Origin of the sequence: Pseudomonas sp. PS02303, assembly GCF_029959925.1 — a bacterium.
Taxonomy (GTDB): Bacteria; Pseudomonadota; Gammaproteobacteria; order Pseudomonadales; family Pseudomonadaceae; genus Aquipseudomonas; species Aquipseudomonas mandelii.
On record NZ_JASCOM010000036.1, the window covers coordinates 21437 to 41776 of the forward strand.

A 20340-nucleotide genomic window follows, 5' to 3' on the forward strand; every position below is an offset into this window, starting at 1 on the left:
GATTACTCGTCAGCGCCCTTGTCGATCACTTTACGGCCACGGTATACGCCTTCTGGCGATACGTGGTGACGCAGGTGAATTTCACCGGTGGTTTTTTCTACAGACAGAGTGCTTGCCGTCAGGGCGTCGTGCGAACGACGCATGTCACGGGCAGAGCGGGATTTTTTGTTCTGCTGAACAGCCATAATTGATTAACTCCTAAACGTTTGGGTCACGCTTTAACTGCGCCAATACACTGAACGGGTTGGACCGCGTTACCTCGTCCTCGCTCGGTTCGGGCTCATCGAGACCCGCCGGCTGCTGGCATTCTTCCGGATGATGAGCAGGCACAATGGGCAAGGCGAGCAGAAGCTCCTCCTCGATCAGTGACTGCAGATCCAATGGATCTTCGCCCAGTTCCAGCACGTCATAACCTTTCGGCAACGACTGGGTATTCGCACCCTCCTTCACCACAGCATAACTGCATTCGCTATGGATCGGCAGGGTGACCAGCTCAAGACAACGCTGGCAAACCATTTTGACTTCGGTGTCGATAAAACTGTGGATTACCACAGACTTACGTTCATCTCGTTCAAAAACGAATTTAGCCTGCACCGTACCGACAGTATCGGAAAGCGGGTCGCAGAGTCTCTCCAAATCGGCCAGCAGCAGTTCACCTTGAAGGGTGGTGCCACGGTCAGCCAATTTGCGCGGGTCAACGTGAGGTGGAATCGGGTCATTCAACATAGGCGCAGCATTATAGGGATGCACCCAGCCATGTCAAAGGAAATTCAGCCCTGTCCGTCACTTGGAAGCCTCGGTAGAATTCGCGCCTGTCTTCCGGAGATACGCATGCTGCCTTTATTACTCGCTTCAAGCTCGGTTTATCGCCGGCAATTGCTGGCCCGCTTGCAGCTGCCATTCACCTGCAGCTCGCCGGATATCGATGAAAGCCATCGCTCCGACGAGACGGCCATCGAACTGGTAAAACGCCTTGCCGAAGAAAAAGCCCGGGCACTGGCCGGCAGCCATCCTGCTCATCTGATTATCGGCTCCGACCAGGTTGCCGTCCTCGGCGATCGAATCATCGGCAAACCCCACACCTTCGAGAAGGCCCGCGAACAACTACTGGCATCCAGCGGTGCCAGCGTGACCTTCCTGACGGGCCTGGCACTGTTCAACAGCCAGACCGGCGACTGCCAGGTCGACTGCGTGCCTTTCACCGTGCACATGCGCACCCTCGACCCGGCACGCATCGAGCGCTACCTGCACGCCGAACAGCCCTACGACTGCGCTGGCAGCTTCAAGGCCGAAGGCTTGGGGGTGAGCCTGTTTCAAAGCACCGAAGGCCCTGACGCCACCAGCCTGATCGGCCTGCCGCTGATTCGCCTGATCGACATGCTACTGGCCGAGGGCGTGCAAATTCCCTGAACACAAAAAACCGGCCACTGCGGCCGGTTTTCTGGTGCAACCAAAGAATCAACGCAACGAAGGCCCCTGGAAGCCCATCCACATCGCCAGTTGCTCAGCCACGCTGGCACCGAGCTTTTTCGAGAAACGATCAAATGGCGATTCCTGAACGGTGAAATCCACCAGCTCCTTCTCGCCAATTACATCGCGCGCCACCGAACTGGCACTCCCCAGGCCATCGATCAGACCCAGCGGCAACGCCTGCTCACCGTTCCAGACCAGCCCGGAGAATAACTCTGGATGCTCTTTATCCTTGAGACGGTCGCCACGGCCTTTCTTCACGCTGTTGATGAACTGCTGGTGCGTGGTATCCAGAACGCCCTGCCAGAACTGAGTTTCCTCAGGCTTCTGCGGCTGGAACGGGTCGAGGAACGACTTGTGCTCGCCCGACGTGTAGGTCCGACGCTCGACGCCAAGCTTCTCCATGGTGCCGACGAAACCATAACCGGCCGCCGTCACACCAATGGAACCGACCAGACTCGCCTTGTCGGCGTAAATCTGATCCGCCGCGCTGGCGATGTAGTAAGCACCGGAAGCGCCCAGGTCAGAGATCACCGCGTACACCTTGGTATCCGGGTGCAAGCCGCGCAGACGGACGATCTCGTCATACACATAACCCGACTGCACCGGACTGCCGCCCGGGCTGTTGATGCGCAGGACCACACCCTTGACCTTCTCGTCCTCGAAGGCAGCACGCAGACTGCCAACGATGTTGTCGGCGCTGGCCGGCTCCTTGTCGGCGATCACGCCGGTCACATCGATCAACGCCGTGTAGTGGGAACCGCGGGTCGCGCTTTTTTCCATGTCCATGAGCGGCGTGAACAGAATCAACGCGCCAAACAGGTACACAAAGGTCAGCAATTTGAAGAAAATACCCCAGCGACGAGACCGGCGCTGCTCCTGGACACTGGCCAGCAAAGTCGTTTCCAGCAGCTTCCAGCTTTTTTCGTCACCGCTCTCTGCGCTCGCCTTGGCGGGCGCTTTCCATTCGTCGGTCATGACATCTACCCCAGCAAAAACCCGTTAAGCCCGCTGACCCAGCCAGGCATGCAATTCTGAAAAACGATCAATGGCCAGTCGCGGCTCGAACAGCTTCAGCGCGTCGATCGATTGCGCGCCGTAACTGACTGCCACCGAATCCATACCGGCGTTACGCGCCATCTGCAGGTCGAAGGACGAATCGCCCACCATTAGCGCCTGCTCCGGGCGAACCTCGCAATGCGCGAGAATCTGCTCAAGCATCAGCGGATGGGGCTTGCTGGCGGTTTCGTCGGCGGCGCGGGTGATATCGAAATAATCTTCCCAGCCATGGGCTTTCAGCACCCGATCCAGCCCGCGACGCGCCTTGCCCGTGGCCACAGCCAGATGATAACCCTCGGCGCGAAACGCCTCCATCGACTCGAGCACACCCTCGAACAGCGGTGAAGGCACAGCCTCTGCGGCGATGTAGTGATCCGCATAGTGTTGGCGGAACGCAATCAGCTCGGCATCGCCAATATCGGGGTACAACGTGCGAATGGCCTCAGGCAGACCCAGACCGATAATGCCTTTGACGGCAAAATCATCGCGCAGCTGAAACCCGGACCGTTCGGACGCGACATGCATCGCCTCGACAATCCGACCAATGGAGTCAGCAAGCGTGCCGTCCCAATCGAAAATCAGCAGTTTGTAATCAGAGGGGTGCACTCAGGCGCTCCACGGTCTTGGCCCACATTTCATCCACCGGCGCCTGCAATTTCAGCTCGCCACCATCGGGCAGCGGCACAGTCAGCAGGTAGGCGTGCAGAAACAGGCGCTTGCCGCCTAAATCGCGAATTTCCTTGCTGAAACCTTCGTCGCCATACTTGGTGTCGCCAGCGATGCAATGCCCGGCGTGCAAGGTATGGACGCGAATCTGGTGGGTCCGGCCGGTAATCGGCCTGGCCTCGATCAGGGTGGCAAAGTCGCCGAAGCGGCGCAGGACCTTGAACACGGTCACAGACTCCTTGCCCTCCTCCTCGTCGACCTCGACCATACGCTCGCCGGAACGCAGATTGCTCTTGCCCAGCGACGCCCGGACCTGCTTGATCGAAGCCGCCCAGTTACCACGGACCAGCGCCATATAGCGCTTGTCGACGCCGTCGCCGCGCAAGGCCGTGTGCAAGTGGCGCAACATGCTGCGTTTCTTGGCGATCATCAACAGGCCGGAGGTATCACGGTCGAGACGGTGAACCAGTTCGAGTTCCTTGCAATCGGGACGCAACTGACGAAAGGCTTCGATCACCCCATAAGTCAGGCCGCTGCCGCCATGAACCGCAATGCCGCAAGGCTTGTTGATCACGATCAGCGCTTTGTCCTCGAACACAATCGAGGCTTCCAGGCGTTGCAGCAGGCCCTGGGCCAGCGGCACCGGCTCGTCGCGCTCAGGCACGCGAACCGGCGGCACGCGCACGATATCGCCCGCCTGCAGCTTGTATTCGGGCTTGATCCGACCTTTGTTCACTCGCACTTCGCCCTTGCGCAAAATGCGGTAAATCAAGGTCTTGGGCACGCCTTTGAGCCGAGCGAGAAGGAAGTTATCAATACGTTGGCCGGCATATTCCGGCGAGACCTCCAGCAGTTGTACGGCTGGGGTCGAAGGGGCAGTAGTCGTCATGCCGCGGATGATAACAATTTTTTATGGAATTGAAGCACTTAATCATTGCTGCTATAGTCGCGAACGCCGCCAAAAGCGGCCTGGACAGCGGACTAACGGTCAAAAACCGGCCCTGACCAACGCAATTCACCAGGACGCGAGGCCGTCCTACGGGGCTTTCGCTACGTAACGGTGGAGTTTGCAGCTGTAACAAGCGCAGGTGACATGAGGCCTGAATCAAGCCGCAAAGCAGAGTTTTCACTCCCCTTGCGAGCCAATATTCATGGCCAGTTCACAAAGTGCAGTCAGCTAAGGACGACCCCGAGCGAACGCTTCGGAAACAACGCCTAAATTAGCCATGATGCGTGACCTCCCCCTTCGGAGCTCACGGTAAATGCCAACCCGCTGCGGATTCTGCGCGCGGCAGCACCCGAATTATCAGGGATACGTGTAGGGTGGAGATGCACAACCGCTGGACTGTGTAGCAATAGGCTTTATCAAGACGCTTCATCTCGTCCACAGCCGCTGGTTGATTCCTCCTCCTGACTGAGTGCTTAAGTAGCCACAGCAAGCAGGACGCGTAAGTCGCGATAACGGCCCAATTGGCCAGACATCGCTGGACACGGGAATGGCCAACCACTCCCGACGCACCTGACACCGACCATGAGAAGTCGTGTGTGCCGAACGCCGTTTCCGGCAGCCCGGAAACCGACGGTACTACATGAAAAGAATGCTGATTAACGCAACTCAACCCGAAGAGTTGCGTGTTGCACTGGTAGATGGCCAACGCCTCTACGACCTGGACATCGAATCCGGTGCACGCGAGCAGAAGAAGGCCAACATCTATAAAGGCCGGATTACTCGCATCGAACCAAGCCTTGAGGCTGCCTTTGTCGATTTCGGCTCTGAGCGCCACGGCTTCCTGCCCCTCAAAGAAATCTCCCGCGAATACTTCAAGAAAGCCCCTGAAGGCCGCGTCAACATCAAGGACGTCCTGAGCGAAGGCCAGGAAGTCATCGTTCAGGTCGAAAAAGAAGAACGTGGCAACAAGGGCGCTGCCCTGACCACCTTCATTAGCCTGGCCGGTCGTTACCTGGTGCTGATGCCGAACAACCCGCGTGCCGGCGGTATCTCCCGTCGCATCGAAGGTGAAGAGCGCAACGAACTGCGTGAAGCCCTGAACGGCCTGGTTGCACCAGCCGACATGGGTCTGATCGTTCGTACTGCCGGCCTGGGCCGCAGCAGCGAAGAAATGCAGTGGGACCTCGACTACCTGCTGCAACTCTGGACCGCCATCAAAGAAGCTTCGCTGGATCGCTCCGCGCCGTTCCTGATCTACCAGGAAAGCAACGTGATCATCCGCGCCATCCGCGATTACCTGCGCCAGGACATCGGCGAAGTGCTGATCGACAGCGTTGAAGCCCAGGACGAAGCCCTGACCTTCATTCGCCAGGTGATGCCGCAGTACGCCAGCAAGATCAAGCTGTACGAAGACAGCGTTCCGCTGTTCAACCGCTTCCAGATCGAAAGCCAGATCGAGACCGCTTTCCAGCGCGTCGTTGAACTGCCTTCCGGCGGCTCCATCGTTATCGATCCGACCGAAGCCCTGGTGTCCATCGACATCAACTCGGCGCGCGCCACCAAAGGCAGCGACATCGAAGAAACCGCCCTGCAGACCAACCTTGAAGCCGCCGAAGAAATCGCCCGTCAGTTGCGCTTGCGCGACATCGGCGGCCTGATCGTCATCGACTTCATCGACATGACCCCTGCCAAGAACCAGCGCGCAGTGGAAGAAAAAGTCCGCGAATGCCTGGAAGCCGACCGCGCTCGCGTGCAAGTCGGTCGCATCTCGCGCTTCGGCCTGCTGGAAATGTCCCGTCAGCGCCTGCGTCCATCCCTGGGCGAAAGCAGCGGCATCGTTTGCCCGCGTTGCAACGGCACCGGCATCATCCGTGACGTTGAATCGCTGTCCCTGGCGATCCTGCGCCTGATCGAAGAAGAAGCCCTGAAAGACCGCACCGCCGAAGTTCGCGCCCAAGTGCCGATTCCGGTCGCAGCCTTCCTGCTCAACGAAAAACGCAACTCGATCACCAAGATCGAACTGCGCACCCGTGCCCGCATCGTCATTCTGCCGAACGATCACCTCGAAACGCCGCACTTCGAAGTTCAGCGTCTGCGTGATGACAGCCCGGAAGCCGCAGTCGGCCAGTCCAGCTACGAAATCGCAGCAGCCGCTGCCGAAGTCGAAGAAGTCCAGCCAGCCGCCGCGACCCGCACCCTGGTTCGTCAGGAAGCCGCAGTCAAGACCGCGCCGGCCCGCGCCAACGCTCCGGTTCCGACCGAAGTCGTCGCTGCCGCACCTGTTGCTGCACCGATCGCCGTGCCAGAGCCAAGCCTGTTCAAAGGCTTGGTGAAGTCGCTGGTCAGCCTGTTTGCTACCAAGGAAGAGCCTGCTGCTCCGGTTGTGGTTGAAAAACCAGCGACCACCGAGCGCCCGGCCCGTAACGAAGAGCGTCGCAACGGTCGTCAGCAGAGCCGCAACCGTAACGGTCGCCGCGATGAAGAGCGCAAGCCTCGTGAGGAACGTGCACCGCGTGAAGAACGCGCACCACGTGAGCCACGCGAAGAGCGTCAACCACGCGAAGCCCGGGAAGAAACCCCGGTAGTCGCCCGCGAAGAACGCGCTCCACGTGAAGAGCGCGCACCACGCGCCCCTCGTGAAGAACGTGCACCGCGCGCACCTCGCGAAGACCGCAAGCCACGTGGCGAGCGTGAAGAACGCGTGCGTGAACTGCGCGAACCTCTGGATGCCACTGCTCCAGCCGCTGCTGCGACCGCTGAAGAGCGTCCAGCTCGCCAGCCACGTGAAGAACGCGCTCCGCGCCCACCGCGTGAAGAACGTCAGCCACGTGCCGAGCAAGCCGCTGCCGCGGTTGCCGAAGAAGAACTGGTAACCAACGAAGAGCAACTGCAGGAAGACGGTCAGGAAGGCGCCGAAGGCGATCGTCCACGCCGCCGCTCCCGTGGCCAGCGTCGTCGCAGCAACCGTCGTGAGCGTCAACGCGATGCCAACGGCAACGTGATCGAAGGTTCGGAAGAATCCGAATCCGCCGAAGGCAGCGAAGCGGGCGAAAGCAACGAAGCGCCAAGCACTTCCGATCTGGCCGCCGGCCTGGCTGTTACCGCAGCCGTTGCCAGCACCGTGATCAGCGCGCCTGCTGAAGCGCAAGCCAACGAGCAAGCCGAACGCGCAACGGCCGCCACCCTGGAAACGGCTTCGGTCGAAGCGCCAGTAGTGGAAGCAACGACTCCGGTAGAAGCCACTGCGGCTCCGGAAATCGAAGTGGCACCGGTTCGTGAAGCACAGCCTGAAGTTGAAGCGGCCCCCGAGCCAGTCTTTGCTGCCGAGCCAGCTGCCGAAACCTCCAGCGAAACCGTAACCGAAGCTGTCCGCGAAGTTCGTGAAGAACAAACCGCGTTCAACTGGGTTGCCGAGCCGGCTGCGGTTGAAGCGCCTGCTCCGGTTGCTGAAGCTCAGGTTGCTGAAGCCATTGTGTCCGAGCCAGTGATTGTGGCTGCCGAGCCTGCTCCAGTCGTTGAAGCACCGGCGCAGGTCGTTGCCGAAGTAGCTGCACCGCAAGTCGAAGCCGCCCCTGCCAGCGCCCTGACGCCAAGCGGCCGTGCACCGAACGATCCACGTGAAGTGCGTCGTCGCAAGCGTGAAGAAGAGCGTCTGCAGAAGGAAGCCGAACTGGCTGCCGCTGCTGCTCCGGTTGAAGCGATTGTCGCTGACGAGCCTGCACCGGTTGTGGCTGAAGTGATCGAAGCGGCACCTGTTGCCGAATCGGTCATCGAAGAAGCACCGCGCTCCGTACAGGAAGCGGTCGAGCAACACGAACAAGCCCTGGAAAAAGAACACGAGCCTAAACCCCTCGTCTGATTCCATCGGCCACTAAAAAGCCCCGCCTGGTGATCCAGGCGGGGCTTTTTTACATCTGAGATAAAGCAAGTAGACCGCGTTATCGTTCTTCGCGGGCAAGACGGTGTGTCAGGAAAATACTAATGCTGCGGGCACATCCACATCCCACAACACCCCGGCATCATCCACCGTCACTTCAACCACCCTGCCCTGCGCAAACAACGGCTTGGCCCCATGATCACCCGATAACGCCATCAACCCCGGCCCAAAACTGCGCCCGAACCCAACCGGGTGTCCGTACTTCCCCGCATGGACCGGCACACTGACGCAATCGTTCGCAATCCCGGCCACCACCCGCTCGATACTCGAAGGCAAGATAAACGGCATATCCCCCAGCACAATCAACCAGCCACTGAGCTCTGGACATGCCGCCACCCCGGCGGCAATGCTATCGCCCATCCCGGCAGGCCCGATCTTCACACTCTCGAAACCGTACGCCTGAGCCATGCGCATCACTTGTGGGCGATCTTCGGTCGTCACCAGCACACGCTTCCCAAGGTTGGCTGGCACACTCAGCAGCACGTGCTCGATCACCGACCGAACCGCGCCATCTCGCCCCGTGCAGTCGGCCAGCAGCTTGTCCTTGTCCGCTCCCGCCACCTCCCTGAAGCGTCTGCCCTGCCCCGCCGCCAGCACGATGACGCCGATGGGTTCACTCATACAACCTCCTGCAACGGCTTCTTCTGCTTCAATTCGACGCCGTTCTTGATCGCCACAATCTCGGCCAGCAGCGACAAGGCGATTTCCGCGGGACTGTGGCTGCCGATATGCAAACCGATCGGGCCGTGCAGCCGCTCGATGGCCTGTGATGACAAGCCTAGCTGAGCCAGGTTTTCCCGCCGCTTCAGGCTGTTGACCCGCGAGCCGAGGGCGCCGACATAAAAAGCCCTGGAATCCAGAGCGGTCAGCAACGCCATATCATCCAGGCGCGGATCATGGGTCAGGGCGACGATGGCCGTGCGTTCGTCGGTCTCGATGGTCAGCACCGCTTCATCCGGCATGCCCGAGACGAAACGGCCGTGCTGCTCTTCCCAACCGTAGACAAACTCGCTGCGCGGATCGCAGATCAGCACTTCGAAATCCAGCAGTCGCGCCATTTCGGCGACATACCGGGACAATTGCCCCGCACCGATCAGCAATAGCCGCCAACGCGGACCGTAGATGGCGCGCAGGGTGTGGCCGTCAAAGCTCAGCACATCGCTTTTGTTCGCCGCCTCCAAAATCACTTCACCGGTCGCAATATCCAGCGAACGAGCCACTATTTCATGGGCCTCGCAGCGTTCCAGCAACTCGGCGACCCAACCTGGATCGCCGACCCGTTCCTCGGTCAGGCGCAAGGTGCCGCCGCACGGCAAACCAAACCGTGCGGCCTCCTCGCGGGTGACGCCGTAGGTGATCAATTGCACCGGCGGCCCGTCAGGTGGAATCCGCCCATCGTGCAGCCGGGCAATCAGATCATCCTCGACACAGCCGCCGGACACCGAGCCGATCACCACGCCATCTTCACGCAACGCCAGCATCGCGCCAGGTGCCCGGGGCGCAGTGCCCCAGGTCTGGACCACGCTGTACAACACCACCCGCCGACCGGCGCGACGCCATTCCAGCACGCTGCGCAGAGCGTTCAGATCCGCGCTGTCCATCAGGCCTGCGCCTTCTGCCAACCTTGCAGCTGGAAGCGAACCGGCAAGTTGCGGATACGCTGGCCAGTGGCAGCGAAGATCGCGTTGCATAGAGCAGGCGCAATCGGCGGTACGCCTGGCTCACCGACTCCGCCCAACGGCACATTGCCCGGAGGCGTCACCAGATGCACGGCCACTTCCTTCGGCGCCAGCGACATGCGCGCCACTTCGTACATGTGGAAGTTGTCCTGCTGCACCTTGCCGTCCTTGAAGCTGATTTCCCCGACCACGGCATTGCCCAGGCCCATGACGCACGCGCCTTCGAACTGAGCGCGAATCCGTTCGGGGTTGATCTGCGGACCACAATCCACCGCGATGTCGGCCTTGTGCACGATCAACGTGCCGTCGTCTTTGACTTCGACTTCGATCACCGCCGCCACATAGCTGACGAAGCTGTAATGCACCGCCAGGCCCAGGCCTCGGCCCTTGGGCAGCTCGCGCCCCCAACCGGCGGCCTTGGCGGCTGTTTCCAGTACCGTGCGCATCCGCCCGGTGTCGATCGGATAACGCTCGGGGGATTCGCCGTAGTTCCACTCTTCACTCAAGGTGCGCGGATCGATCTGACGATCCGGGCCCAGCAGTTTGATCTGGTACTTGAGTGGATCCTGCTTGGCCTTGTGCGCCAGCTCATCGACAAAGCTCTGGATCGCAAACCCGTGGGGAATGTTCGACACCGAGCGATACCAGCCGACCCGGGTATGAATCGCCGCTTCGGGGTTTTCCAGGCGCACGTTGGGGATGGCGTAGGCCATGTTGGTAAAGCCCATGCCCAGCTCGAAAGCCGCCTCGTGGTTCATGCCCGGGGCGAACAGCGCGGTAATGCTCGGGGCCACGGTGCGGTGCAACCAGCCAGAGGGCAGCCCATCCTTGTCCAGGCTGGCCTTCAGGTACTCGGCGGACACGGTGTGGAAGTAGGAGCAGTGGATGTCGTCTTCACGGGTCCATTGCACCCGCACCGCTTTACCGGGGAATTCCTTGGCGAGGATCGCCGCTTCGATGACGAAGTCCGGCTTGGACTTGCGACCGAAACCGCCGCCAAGCAAGGTGACATTGAACGTGACCTTATCGAACGGAATACCAAGGCGTTCGCCAATCCGTTCCCGGGTGACCTGTGGCGCCTGACTCGGGGCCCAGGCCTCGCACACACCGTCCTTGAAGCGGGCGATGGCGACCATCGGTTCCATCGGCGCCTGCGCCAGGTGCGGCAGGTAATACGAGGCTTCGAGGGTGCTGGTGGCGCCTTTCATGGCGTCGTCGATGTTGCCGGTATTGCGCACCACTTTGCCGGGCTTGAGGGACGCGGCTTCCAGTTCTTTGCGGTAGGCGATCGAGTCGTAACTGGCATTGGGGCCGTCATCCCACTCGATTTTCAGCGCTTCGCGGCCCTTGATCGCGGCCCAGGTATTGCTGGCCACCACGGCCACGCCACCCAATGGCTGGAACTCGGATGGCAGCGGACGGCCTTCGATCTGAACGACCTTGATCACGCCCGGGACCTTCATCGCCGCGCTGGAGTCGACGGATTTGACCGTGCCGCCATAAACCGCCGGACGCGCAATCACGGCGTAGAGCATGCCGTCGAAATGCACATCGGCCCCGTAAATGGCGCGGCCGTTGACGATGTCGGCACCGTCGATCGCCTTGGTGCCTTCCTTGCCGATGTAGCGAAACTCCGACGGTTGCTTGAGCCGCAGGCTGTCACGGGCCGGCACTGCCAGCGCACCCGCAGCGGCGGCCAGAGCGCCGTAGCCCAGTTCACGACCGCTCGGTTGGTGCACCACTTTATGCAGCTGCGCATGGCACTCGCTGACCGGCACTTTCCACTGCTCAGCCGCCGCTTGTTCCAGCATGGTTCGCGCGGCGGCACCGCAACGACGCATCGGCTCGTACCAGTGACGCATGCTGCGCGAACCGTCTGTGTCCTGGTTACCGAAGCGAACCTCGTCACCCGGCGCTTGCTGCACTTTCATCATGGCCCAGTCGGCGTCCAGTTCATCGGCCACTACCATGGTCAGGCTGGTGCGCACACCCTGGCCCATTTCCGAACGGTTGCAGACCACGGTCACCATGCCGTCAGCGGCAATGCTGATGTAAACCTTGGGATCATCGATCCAGCCATTGGGCATGCCGTCGGCGCCGAATTTTTTCTCTTTTTCTTCGGCGAACGCATCTTGCCAGCCCCAGCTTGCTACCAGAACTAACGCACTGGTCGCACCGACGCCTTTAAGGAAGCCACGGCGGCTGAGGTTGCTCAGCGCAAAATCATTCGGTAACTGGCTCATGCCTTGGCCTCCTTCAGGTGAGTGGATGCCTGGCGGATGGCGGTCTTGATCCGGTTATAGGTGCCGCAACGGCAAATATTGCCGACCATCGCCTCTTCGATCTGTGCGTCGCTAGGGTTCGGGTTGGTCTTGAGCAACGCCGTCGCTGACATGATCTGCCCGCCCTGGCAGAAACCGCACTGAGCCACGGCGCTGTCGAGCCAGGCTTGCTGCACGACTTGCCCGACCGGGTCGACGTGCAGGTTATCGATGGTGGTGACGTTCTGGCCGACCACTGAACCGATCGGCGTGATGCAACTGCGCGCCGGAGCGCCTTCGATATGAATGGTGCAAGCGCCACACAGGCCCATGCCGCAGCCGAATTTGGTGCCGTTGTAACCGGCCACGTCGCGGATTGCCCAGAGCAGCGGCATATCCTCGGTGACGTCGAGTTGATGGTCTTGACCATTGAGCTTCAGGGTAATCATGGGCACGCCCGCATATTTCTGGAGGTTATGGGGTCGAGCAATCTGCCGCCGAGACTTGGCGGTTGGCATCATGCAGATCGGCTCAGGCTAAGAGGCTCTCTTACGCGGACGGCAACGTCTGCATCGGGCCTTTGGTGGAGCAAATGCTTGCATCGTTAGGTGGCTAAGTTAACCCAGCATTAACAAAAAAGCCCTGCACAGTTGAAGGTGTGCAGGGCTTTGAGATCAGCCATTAAAGCGTAGCCTCAATACTGATTCGGCTCCATTTCCAGGTCGACGTTGAAACGCTGGGAAATGTCTTTCTGAATCTGCTGCGCCAGGTGCAGCAATTGCAGGCCGGTGGCGCTGCCATAGTTGACCAGCACCAGCGCCTGCAATTTATGCACGCCGGCATCGCCATCGCGAAAGCCTTTCCAGCCGGCCCGCTCGATCAACCAGCCGGCCGCCAGTTTCATCTGCCCATCGGGTTGCGCGTAGGCCACCAGGTCCGGGTATTGGCTTTTCAGCTGTGCGACCAGCGCGGTCGGCACCAGAGGGTTCTTGAAGAAGCTGCCGGCATTGCCGAGTACTGCCGGGTCCGGGAGCTTTTCGTTGCGTATGCTGCAGATCGCCTGGCTGACGTCGGTGGCAGTCGGCTGATCGATGCCTTGCTCGGTCAGGCGCTGGCGAACCGGGCCGTATTCCAGGTGCAGGTGCGCGGCGCGGTTTAGGGTGAAACGCACGCGCAGGATCAACCAACGCCCCGGTTCCTGTTTGAACAGGCTGTCACGGTAGGCGAAGTTGCATTCTTCCAGGGTGAAATCCCGCAGCTCGCCGCTCTGGCGATCCAGCGCGGTCAGGCCGGCGAACACGTCCTTGATCTCGACACCATAGGCACCGATGTTCTGCATCGGCGCCGCACCGACCGTGCCGGGGATCAGGCTGAGGTTCTCCAGCCCCGACAACCCCTGCGCCAGGGTGTGCTGCACGAACGGATGCCAAGGCTCGCCCGCCTCGGCTTCGATCACGACCTTGCTGCCGTTATCGCTCAGGATCCGAATCCCGCGCGTAGCCATGCGCAGCACCAGCGCCTGGACATCAGCCGTCAGCAGCAAGTTGCTGCCGCCACCGATCACCAGCAACGGCACGTCATGGGCCGACGCATACGCCAGGGCTTCACGCACATCGGCGTCGCTGTGGGCCTCGGCGAACAACCGGGCCTGAACGTCGACACCAAACGTATTGAACGACTTGAGCGAAACCCGGGGTTGAACCTGCAAACTCATAACCGTCCCTTCAATTCGATCACCAGTCGATCACTGGCGCGCTCGATCAGGTCCAGCACCTGCTCGAAGCCTTGGTCCCCGTCGTAATACGGATCCGGCACTTCATCGAGTTCTGACTCGTAGCGACGCAGGAACAGGTCCAGCTCGGCTTTGCCCTTGGCCGGTTGCAGGGCCTTGAGGTGGCGCAGGTTGCTGTTGTCCATCGCCAGTATCAGGTCGTACGCGGAAAAATCGGCGCGGGTCACTTGCTGTGCGCGTTGGGCGGACAGGTCGTAACCGCGCAGTCTGGCGGCGGCCTGGCTGCGTTTGTCCGGCGCCTTGCCGACGTGCCAGTCACCGGTGCCGGCGGAGGCGACTTCGATGTGATCGGCCAGCCCCGCCTCGCGCAATTTATGCCGCAGCACGCCTTCGGCCGTCGGAGAACGGCAGATGTTGCCCAGGCACACGAACAGAACGCGCATCAGGCCTCCAGCAGGCGACGGACGCGCTCGAGGTCTTCGACGGTGTCGACGCCGGTGGGCGGTGCGATCAGTGCGTCAGCGACGTGAATCCGCACGCCATGCCACAGGGCACGCAGCTGTTCCAGGGATTCAGTGTTTTCCAGCCAGCACGGGCCCCAGCTGACGAAGTCGTGCAGGAAACCGGCGCGGTAGGCATAGATGCCAATGTGGCGACGGTACGGCACGCCTTCCGGCAATTGCTCGCGGCTTTTGGCGAACGCGTCGCGGGCCCACGGCAACGTGGCACGACTGAAGGTCAGCGCCAAGCCATTAAGGTCGCTGACAACCTTGACCACGTTGGGATTGAACAGGGTTTCCACGTCTTCGATCGGCTCGGCCAGGGTGGCCATGCGCGCTTCGGCGTGGGCGGCCAGGTTGGCAGCCACCTGATCGATCACACTCGGCGGAATCAACGGTTCGTCACCCTGGACGTTGACCACGATGGCGTCGGCGGCCAGGCCGAGTTTCGCGGCGACTTCGGCCAGGCGATCGGTACCGGAATTGTGATCTTCGCGGGTCAGCACCACATCGGCGCCAAACGCCTTGCACGCCTCAACAATGCGCACGTCGTCAGTGGCGACCACGACACGCTCGGCACTGCTTTTGCTCGCCTGCTCCCAGACGTGCTGGATCATCGGCTTGCCGGCGATCAGCAGCAGCGGTTTGCCCGGCAGACGGGTGGAGGCATAACGCGATGGAATGACAACGGTAAAGGCTGTGGTCATTTATCCAGGCGCTCGTCGGTGGTCAGGGTGCGGGCTTCGGTTTCGAGCATCACCGGGATGCCATCGCGAATCGGGTAAGCCAGGCCGGCGCCCTTGCTGATCAGCTCGGTCTTGTCGGCGCTGAGTTTGAGGGGGCCTTTGGTGACCGGGCAAGCGAGGATGTCGAGCAATTTGGTGTCCATGAGCATTCCCTGGGTAAGAACGGAGTTAAGGCAAAAGACGAGCCGGCAACAGGCGCATCAGCTGCGTATCGAACCAGGCCACGAAAGCCGGCGATGGCGCAGCATCGACCGCCAGGTACCACCAATCGGCGGCGGCGAAGGCACGGCACTTCACCGCGTCCTTTTCGGTCATCACCAACGGCAATGACGGTGTGAAATTCAAGGCCTGCACGCTGTATTCGGCGTGGTCGGCAAACGCATGCGGCACTGGCTGCCAGTGTAGCGTTTCGAGGGTCGTGAAGAAACGCTGCGGATTGCCGATCCCGGCCACGGCGTGCAGTGCCTGACCTGCGGGGAAGTAGTCGAGGGGGCGACGCTCACCACTTTGCAGGTTGACCAGTTCGGTAGGTTGCAGCTGGAAGGCAAAACCGTTTTCGCGATCATTGGCGGCGCCGTTGTACAGCACGGCATCGACGCTCTGAAGGCGTTCGACCGGTTCACGCAAGGGACCGGCCGGCAGGCAGCGTTTGTTGCCCAGGCCGCGGGCGGCGTCGATCAACACCAGTTCCAGGTCCCGGGCCAGCCGGTAATGCTGCATGCCGTCATCGGAGAGGATCAGATCCAGCGGTTCACTCGCCAGCAGCGCTTTGACGGCGCTGCTGCGATCCGGGTCGATCATCAATGGCACGCCCGTGCGCTGGACGATCAACAGCGGTTCGTCGCCGGCAATGTCCGCGCTTTGATCGGCCTCGACGCGCCACGGCAATTGCGGCGGTTTGGCGCCGTAACCCCGGCTGACCACCCCGACCCGCAAGCCGCTGCGCTGGCAATGCTGGATCATCCACAGAATCAGCGGCGTCTTGCCAGTGCCGCCGACGGTGATATTGCCGACCACGATCAGCGGCACGGGCGGCTGATAAATCTCACCCTCGCCCGCCAGAAAGCGCTTGCGCTTGTTCATGACGATGCGCCGGTACAGCCACTCCAGTGGCTGCAACAGTTTCAAGGCCGGATGACCTTGGTACCACGCGGCGAGCAAGCGATCGGACATGGCCATCAGGGCGCGGGCGGTGCCGCTTCGACCGTGGTCATGCGCAAGTGGCTGAAACCCAGCTTGCCGGCGGCGTCCATGGCGGTGATGACCGACTGATGTTGAGTCTTGCCATCCGCGCTGATGGACAGCGGCAGGCTGGTGTCGCCATTGGATTCTTTTTGCAGCGCCTCCATCAGCGTCGCGAGGTCGTTCTTCGGCAATAGCTGATTGTTCACCGAGAACGCGCCTTCGGCACTGATGGCAACGTCCAGGTGCTTGACCTGCTGGTCTTCGGCAGGCGAACCGCTGACCGCTTCCGGCAGATCGACGCGCAACTGGGTTTCACGGGTAAACGTAGTGGTGACCACGAAAAACAGCAGCAGGATAAACACCACGTCGATCAGCGACGCGAGGTTGATGTCGACCGTTTCCCGCGGTTTGCGGCGGAATTTCACGCTTTGCCCTCGGCCAGGTCCACATCACGGTCGCCCTGAACCACTTCGACCAGTTTGATCGCTTCCTGCTCCATACCCACCACCAGCTCATCGATCCGGCGTTGCAGGAATCGGTGAAAGAATACTGCTGGGATACCGACCATCAGGCCAGCGGCCGTAGTGATCAGCGCCTTGGAGATACCGCCCGCCAGCACCGCGGCATTGGTGCCCATGCCCGTGCCCATGAACGCGCTGAAAATGTCGATCATGCCCAGCACCGTACCCAACAGGCCCAGCAATGGGGCCATGGCGGCGATGGTGCCCAGCGCATTGATATAGCGTTCGAGTTCATGAACCACCCGTGCGGCGGCCTCTTCGATGCACTCTTTCATGATCTCGCGACCATGTTTGGAGTTGGCAAGGCCCGCCGCCAGGATCTCGCCCAACGGTGAGTTGGCGCGCAGTTCCTTGAGTTTTTCTTTATTGAGCTGTTTGTCCTTGATCCACACCCAGACCTGCCCGAGCAAATGCTCAGGGGTCACACGGCTGGCTCGCAGGGTCCAGAGACGCTCGGCGACGATCGCCATTGCCGCGATGGAACTCAGAATGATCGGCAGCATCATCCACCCGCCGGATTTGACCAATTCCCACACAGTGACAGCCCCCTCGAAAAAGTGCGCCACTCTAACATAGGGGCCGGATGCACCGAAGACCGTGATGTCGCATCCGGTCGGGCTTTCATAACTGGCGGTTATGGGCCCAACGGTGGCGGATCGCGCCAGAAACGCCGATCCAGACGCATCGTCCATGGCGGCTTGAACCGTCCCAGTTGCAGACGAATGGCGCCGTGGGTGGCGCTGTCGTAGATCGCCATGCCGCGTTTTTGATAGCGCGCCATGACCGTGGGATGCGGGTGGCCAAAGGAATTGCCCTGGCCACGGGATATCAGCACAGCCTTGGGTTGCAACGCGGCGAGCAGCGCCATCGAAGAGGAACTGCGACTGCCGTGGTGAGGCGATTGCAGCCAATCGGTCGGCACGGCAAGCGGACTGTCGAGCAATGCCCGCTCGGCTGCCGCATCAATATCACCGGTCAGCAGCAATCGCTCGCCATTGGCTTCGATCTGCAAGACACAGGATTTTTGATTGCTGTCGGAGGCGGATGTCCATTGCCAGAGACGGAAGTCCACACCGTCCCAGGTCCATTGCCGGCCGCTTTCACAGCCTTCGGCGCGCAATTCGGCTGGCAGCGCCTCGGAATCACCGCTCAGGACCTGCGTCACCGGCAATCCGTTGGCAACCGCACGTGCACCGCCGGCGTGATCGGCGTCGGCGTGACTGAGCAGCATCAGGTCGATCCCGGACACGCCCAGTTTGCGCAATGACGGCAGCACCACCCGCTCGCCGAGGTCGAAATCGCCAAAACGCGGCCCGGCGTCATACAACAAGGTGTGATGGCGGGTGCGCACCAGGATGGCCAGGCCCTGGCCGACGTCCAGCTGCCAGACTTCGGCGACGCCTTCGGCAAGCATCGGGCGAGGTGGAAAAACCAGCAACAGCAGCAGCGGCCAACCCAACGGGCGCAACGGCACCCCTTTAGGCAGTAATAGAAGAAAGGCCCCCAGCGTACCGAGCGCCCAAATCCACACCGGCACCGCGACCGGCACCCAGGCGGGGAATCGCCCGGCCATCAAGGCCAGCCCCTTGAACAACAGGTCGACCAGACCGCCCGCCAGCCACAGCAACCCCTCGCCCACATAAGGGACGGGCAGTAACAACGTCCCGAGCAAGGCTGGCGGCAATACCACCAGACTGACCCAAGGCACCGCCAGCAAATTGGCCACTGGTCCGCTGACGCTGATCGGCAAGCCAAGTATCAATAGCAATGGGCACAGTCCGATCGCGATCAGCCATTGCGCACGGGTCCACGTTTGCCACCAACGCCACGGCCCCAGACGCCCACCGAAAGTGAAGATCAACACCGCCACCGCTGCGAAGGACAACCAGAACCCCGGTTGCAGGCTCGCCAGCGGGTCGAGCAGTAAAACGCCATTGAGCGCCAGCAACAGCGGCCACCAGGCGCCAAGGTGCCGAAACCTTAGCCGCCACAACAACACCAGACCGATCATCACGCAGGCCCGGCGCACCGGCACCTCAAAACCGGCCAGCAACCCGTAACCCAGCGCAGCGGCAAACGCCAGTCCGCAGGCCCATGGCAGCCAGGGCAAACGGCTCGGCCACAGACCATAGCGCGCCAGCCCGGCGATCAGCAGATACACCAGCCCCGCCAGCAACCCGATGTGCTGCCCGGAAATCACCAGCAGATGCACGGTGCCGGTGTCTTGCAGCACTTGCCAGTCCTCGCGACTCAGCCCGCCGCCGTCGCCCAACACCAATGCGATCAGCGCCCCCGTCCGGCCTTGGGCATCGACGACCTGCAATTGCTGCCGAATGCTGTCACGCCAGGCCCATTGGGCGGCGGCCAGCCTATGGCCATCCTTGACCGTACCGGTAGCGCCGATGCGTTGCGCCAGCAGCCAGGCGTCGTAGTCAAAGGCATGCGGATTGAGCAGCCCGGCAGGACGCTTCAACTTGACCGCCAGCCGCCACCGTTCGCCGCTGTTGACGGGCGGTCCGTCATACCAGGCGAGGCGCAGATGCCGGGGCAGCCGGGTGCTTCGGGACTGACTGTCGGTCAACTCGAAGCGCACCACCCCTTCGGCATTCTGCGGCAAGCCCGTCACCCGACCTTCGACCCAACGAGTCTCGCCATCGAGCGTCAGCGACAGGCGATCATCCAGCGCCCACTGCGCACTCGCGCACGCCCAACTGAAGCCGAACAGAAAAAACGCCAACGGGTGAGTCCGAAACGGCAACAGCATCAAACCCACGACCGGCAGCAACATCCATAACCAGACCGGCGGTAAAACCGGTAAAAAACGCAGGGCCAGCAAACCCAACGCCAGCGCCATCATCCCTGTGCGCATACGCCCGTCCTTGAGAGTCCCACCCTAGGCATAGCTGCCCGACTGCACGCGCACGGTTATTAATTGTCACAAAGTCTGAATGGGCGGTTCATAGAATCCAGACATACTTGCCGCCTTAACCGACCGAGAAGCCTTATGCCCCGGCGCTTATTCAAACGTTACATGCCAGACCCGACCAGCATCAGGGAACACAAATCCTTACGCTTTCTCGGCACCCTGCTGCATGACCCGAACCTCTGGCACCTCAATCGTCATTCCGTCGCACGGGCCATGGCGGTGGGCCTGTTCGCGGCCTTCCTGCCCATTCCGTTGCAGATGCTGGTCGCTGCCATTCTGGCGATCGTCGTGCGGGGCAACATGCCCATCGCCGTCAGCCTGGTCTGGCTGACCAACCCGATTACCATGCCAGCGGTGTTCTTCTGCACCTATCAGACGGGAGCGTGGTTAATGGACGTGCCGGCCAGGCATTTGCCGGACGAGCTGACCTGGGAATGGATCAGTGGTGAGCTTTCCACCTTGTGGCAGCCGTTTTTGCTGGGTTCAGTGGTGACGGGACTGGTGCTGGGCGCCCTCGCCTATTGCCTGGTGATGATGTATTGGCGCTGGTGGGTTGGGCGGCAGTGGAAGCGGCGCAAGAGAAACCGGATGCAGTAAATGCAAAACGGCCTCCATTGTTGGAGGCCGTTTTTTTATGGTGTTTGAGCTGACGCCTTCGCGGGCAAGCCTCGCTCCTACAGTTCACCATCAGACCTGTAGGAGCGAGGCT

20 protein-coding genes are annotated in these 20340 nt (G+C 61.2%); 3 read left to right on the forward strand and 17 right to left on the reverse strand.

Annotated features, from left to right (window positions below; translation table 11 throughout):
- Positions 1–2: 2 nt before the first annotated feature.
- Together rpmF and QMX98_RS11760 are read right to left on the reverse strand one after the other, a co-directional pair.
- Positions 3–185, reverse strand: coding sequence for a 50S ribosomal protein L32 (gene rpmF / locus QMX98_RS11755; protein ID WP_008152339.1), 183 nt, complete (start codon positions 183–185; stop codon positions 3–5).
- Between the two features lie 13 nt (positions 186–198).
- Entirely contained in the window at positions 199–726 is a 528-nt protein-coding gene (locus tag QMX98_RS11760; protein WP_004371317.1) for a YceD family protein, read from the reverse strand.
- Positions 727–831: 105 nt separating this feature from the next.
- Between QMX98_RS11760 and QMX98_RS11765 the strand changes: the two genes are divergently transcribed.
- Positions 832–1410 (forward strand): nucleoside triphosphate pyrophosphatase, encoded by a 579-nt coding sequence (locus QMX98_RS11765; RefSeq protein WP_172792426.1) that lies wholly within the window; start codon positions 832–834, stop codon positions 1408–1410.
- A 48-nt stretch (positions 1411–1458) separates the two neighbouring features.
- Here the strand turns inward: QMX98_RS11765 and sppA are convergent, their stop codons facing one another.
- The 3 genes from sppA to rluC are packed head-to-tail and all read right to left on the reverse strand — an operon-like array spanning position 1459 to position 4084.
- On the reverse strand, positions 1459–2448 hold the full coding sequence (gene sppA / locus QMX98_RS11770) for a signal peptide peptidase SppA (protein ID WP_010461867.1): 990 nt from the start codon (positions 2446–2448) through the stop codon (positions 1459–1461).
- Positions 2449–2472: 24 nt separating this feature from the next.
- Complete coding sequence (locus tag QMX98_RS11775) at positions 2473–3135, reverse strand: HAD-IA family hydrolase (RefSeq protein WP_010461869.1); 663 nt, start codon at positions 3133–3135, stop codon at positions 2473–2475.
- Complete coding sequence (gene rluC, locus QMX98_RS11780; protein WP_010461871.1) at positions 3122–4084, reverse strand: 23S rRNA pseudouridine(955/2504/2580) synthase RluC; 963 nt, start codon at positions 4082–4084, stop codon at positions 3122–3124. The genes QMX98_RS11775 and rluC overlap by 14 nt, the downstream gene beginning before the upstream one ends.
- A gap of 700 nt (positions 4085–4784) precedes the next feature.
- Here rluC and rne point away from each other — a divergent pair.
- Complete coding sequence (gene rne / locus QMX98_RS11785; protein WP_282410784.1) at positions 4785–8003, forward strand: ribonuclease E; 3219 nt, start codon at positions 4785–4787, stop codon at positions 8001–8003.
- Positions 8004–8111: 108 nt separating this feature from the next.
- On the opposite strand, the gene QMX98_RS11790 is transcribed toward rne, so the two are convergent.
- From QMX98_RS11790 to QMX98_RS11845, 12 genes are all read right to left on the reverse strand, one after another.
- Positions 8112–8702, reverse strand: a complete 591-nt coding sequence (locus QMX98_RS11790; RefSeq protein WP_282410785.1) for a nucleotidyltransferase family protein — start codon at positions 8700–8702, stop codon at positions 8112–8114.
- Entirely contained in the window at positions 8699–9682 is a 984-nt protein-coding gene (locus tag QMX98_RS11795) for an XdhC family protein (protein WP_282410786.1), read from the reverse strand. Before QMX98_RS11795 ends, QMX98_RS11790 begins: the two co-directional genes overlap by 4 nt.
- Positions 9682–12003 (reverse strand): xanthine dehydrogenase family protein molybdopterin-binding subunit, encoded by a 2322-nt coding sequence (locus QMX98_RS11800; RefSeq protein ID WP_102594313.1) that lies wholly within the window; start codon positions 12001–12003, stop codon positions 9682–9684. Before QMX98_RS11800 ends, QMX98_RS11795 begins: the two co-directional genes overlap by 1 nt.
- Positions 12000–12470, reverse strand: a complete 471-nt coding sequence (locus tag QMX98_RS11805; protein ID WP_010461879.1) for a (2Fe-2S)-binding protein — start codon at positions 12468–12470, stop codon at positions 12000–12002. The genes QMX98_RS11800 and QMX98_RS11805 overlap by 4 nt, the downstream gene beginning before the upstream one ends.
- 245 nt (positions 12471–12715) lie before the next feature.
- Positions 12716–13735, reverse strand: coding sequence for a UDP-N-acetylmuramate dehydrogenase (gene murB / locus QMX98_RS11810; protein WP_282410787.1), 1020 nt, complete (start codon positions 13733–13735; stop codon positions 12716–12718).
- Entirely contained in the window at positions 13732–14196 is a 465-nt protein-coding gene (locus QMX98_RS11815) for a low molecular weight protein-tyrosine-phosphatase (RefSeq protein WP_010461884.1), read from the reverse strand. The genes murB and QMX98_RS11815 overlap by 4 nt, the downstream gene beginning before the upstream one ends.
- On the reverse strand, positions 14196–14960 hold the full coding sequence (gene kdsB / locus QMX98_RS11820) for a 3-deoxy-manno-octulosonate cytidylyltransferase (RefSeq protein WP_282410788.1): 765 nt from the start codon (positions 14958–14960) through the stop codon (positions 14196–14198). Before kdsB ends, QMX98_RS11815 begins: the two co-directional genes overlap by 1 nt.
- Positions 14957–15142 carry a Trm112 family protein gene (locus QMX98_RS11825; protein ID WP_010461887.1) on the reverse strand — a complete coding sequence of 62 codons (186 nt, stop codon included), beginning with the start codon at positions 15140–15142 and terminating at the stop codon, positions 14957–14959. Before QMX98_RS11825 ends, kdsB begins: the two co-directional genes overlap by 4 nt.
- Before the next feature lie 25 nt (positions 15143–15167).
- Positions 15168–16178, reverse strand: a complete 1011-nt coding sequence (lpxK, locus tag QMX98_RS11830) for a tetraacyldisaccharide 4'-kinase (protein WP_010461890.1) — start codon at positions 16176–16178, stop codon at positions 15168–15170.
- The gene (locus tag QMX98_RS11835) at positions 16178–16609 is read right to left on the reverse strand and encodes a biopolymer transporter ExbD (protein WP_282410789.1); all 432 of its coding nucleotides are present in this window, start codon (positions 16607–16609) and stop codon (positions 16178–16180) included. The genes lpxK and QMX98_RS11835 overlap by 1 nt, the downstream gene beginning before the upstream one ends.
- The gene (locus QMX98_RS11840) at positions 16606–17241 is read right to left on the reverse strand and encodes a MotA/TolQ/ExbB proton channel family protein (RefSeq protein ID WP_010461893.1); all 636 of its coding nucleotides are present in this window, start codon (positions 17239–17241) and stop codon (positions 16606–16608) included. The genes QMX98_RS11835 and QMX98_RS11840 overlap by 4 nt, the downstream gene beginning before the upstream one ends.
- Positions 17242–17339: 98 nt before the next feature.
- Positions 17340–19574, reverse strand: a complete 2235-nt coding sequence (locus QMX98_RS11845) for a DNA internalization-related competence protein ComEC/Rec2 (RefSeq protein ID WP_282410790.1) — start codon at positions 19572–19574, stop codon at positions 17340–17342.
- 135 nt (positions 19575–19709) lie between these two features.
- Between QMX98_RS11845 and QMX98_RS11850 the strand changes: the two genes are divergently transcribed.
- Positions 19710–20228 (forward strand): DUF2062 domain-containing protein, encoded by a 519-nt coding sequence (locus QMX98_RS11850; protein ID WP_010461897.1) that lies wholly within the window; start codon positions 19710–19712, stop codon positions 20226–20228.
- Positions 20229–20340 lie beyond the last annotated feature (112 nt).

Bases quoted from the DNA above. Each gene is read 5' to 3' on its own strand.
- QMX98_RS11815 (WP_010461884.1), bottom strand. From the start codon at position 14,196: ATGCGCGTTCTGTTCGTGTGCCTGGGCAACATCTGCCGTTCTCCGACG.
- lpxK (WP_010461890.1), bottom strand. From the start codon at position 16,178: ATGGCCATGTCCGATCGCTTGCTCGCCGCGTGGTACCAAGGTCATCCG.
- QMX98_RS11765 (WP_172792426.1), top strand. From the start codon at position 832: ATGCTGCCTTTATTACTCGCTTCAAGCTCGGTTTATCGCCGGCAATTG.
- QMX98_RS11850 (WP_010461897.1), top strand. From the start codon at position 19,710: ATGCCCCGGCGCTTATTCAAACGTTACATGCCAGACCCGACCAGCATC.
- QMX98_RS11825 (WP_010461887.1), bottom strand. From the start codon at position 15,142: ATGGACACCAAATTGCTCGACATCCTCGCTTGCCCGGTCACCAAAGGC.
- murB (WP_282410787.1), bottom strand. From the start codon at position 13,735: ATGAGTTTGCAGGTTCAACCCCGGGTTTCGCTCAAGTCGTTCAATACG.
- QMX98_RS11800 (WP_102594313.1), bottom strand. From the start codon at position 12,003: ATGAGCCAGTTACCGAATGATTTTGCGCTGAGCAACCTCAGCCGCCGT.
- QMX98_RS11790 (WP_282410785.1), bottom strand. From the start codon at position 8,702: ATGAGTGAACCCATCGGCGTCATCGTGCTGGCGGCGGGGCAGGGCAGA.
- QMX98_RS11845 (WP_282410790.1), bottom strand. From the start codon at position 19,574: ATGCGCACAGGGATGATGGCGCTGGCGTTGGGTTTGCTGGCCCTGCGT.
- QMX98_RS11795 (WP_282410786.1), bottom strand. From the start codon at position 9,682: ATGGACAGCGCGGATCTGAACGCTCTGCGCAGCGTGCTGGAATGGCGT.
- rpmF (WP_008152339.1), bottom strand. From the start codon at position 185: ATGGCTGTTCAGCAGAACAAAAAATCCCGCTCTGCCCGTGACATGCGT.
- QMX98_RS11805 (WP_010461879.1), bottom strand. From the start codon at position 12,470: ATGATTACCCTGAAGCTCAATGGTCAAGACCATCAACTCGACGTCACC.
- sppA (WP_010461867.1), bottom strand. From the start codon at position 2,448: ATGACCGACGAATGGAAAGCGCCCGCCAAGGCGAGCGCAGAGAGCGGT.
- kdsB (WP_282410788.1), bottom strand. From the start codon at position 14,960: ATGACCACAGCCTTTACCGTTGTCATTCCATCGCGTTATGCCTCCACC.
- rne (WP_282410784.1), top strand. From the start codon at position 4,785: ATGAAAAGAATGCTGATTAACGCAACTCAACCCGAAGAGTTGCGTGTT.
- QMX98_RS11760 (WP_004371317.1), bottom strand. From the start codon at position 726: ATGTTGAATGACCCGATTCCACCTCACGTTGACCCGCGCAAATTGGCT.
- rluC (WP_010461871.1), bottom strand. From the start codon at position 4,084: ATGACGACTACTGCCCCTTCGACCCCAGCCGTACAACTGCTGGAGGTC.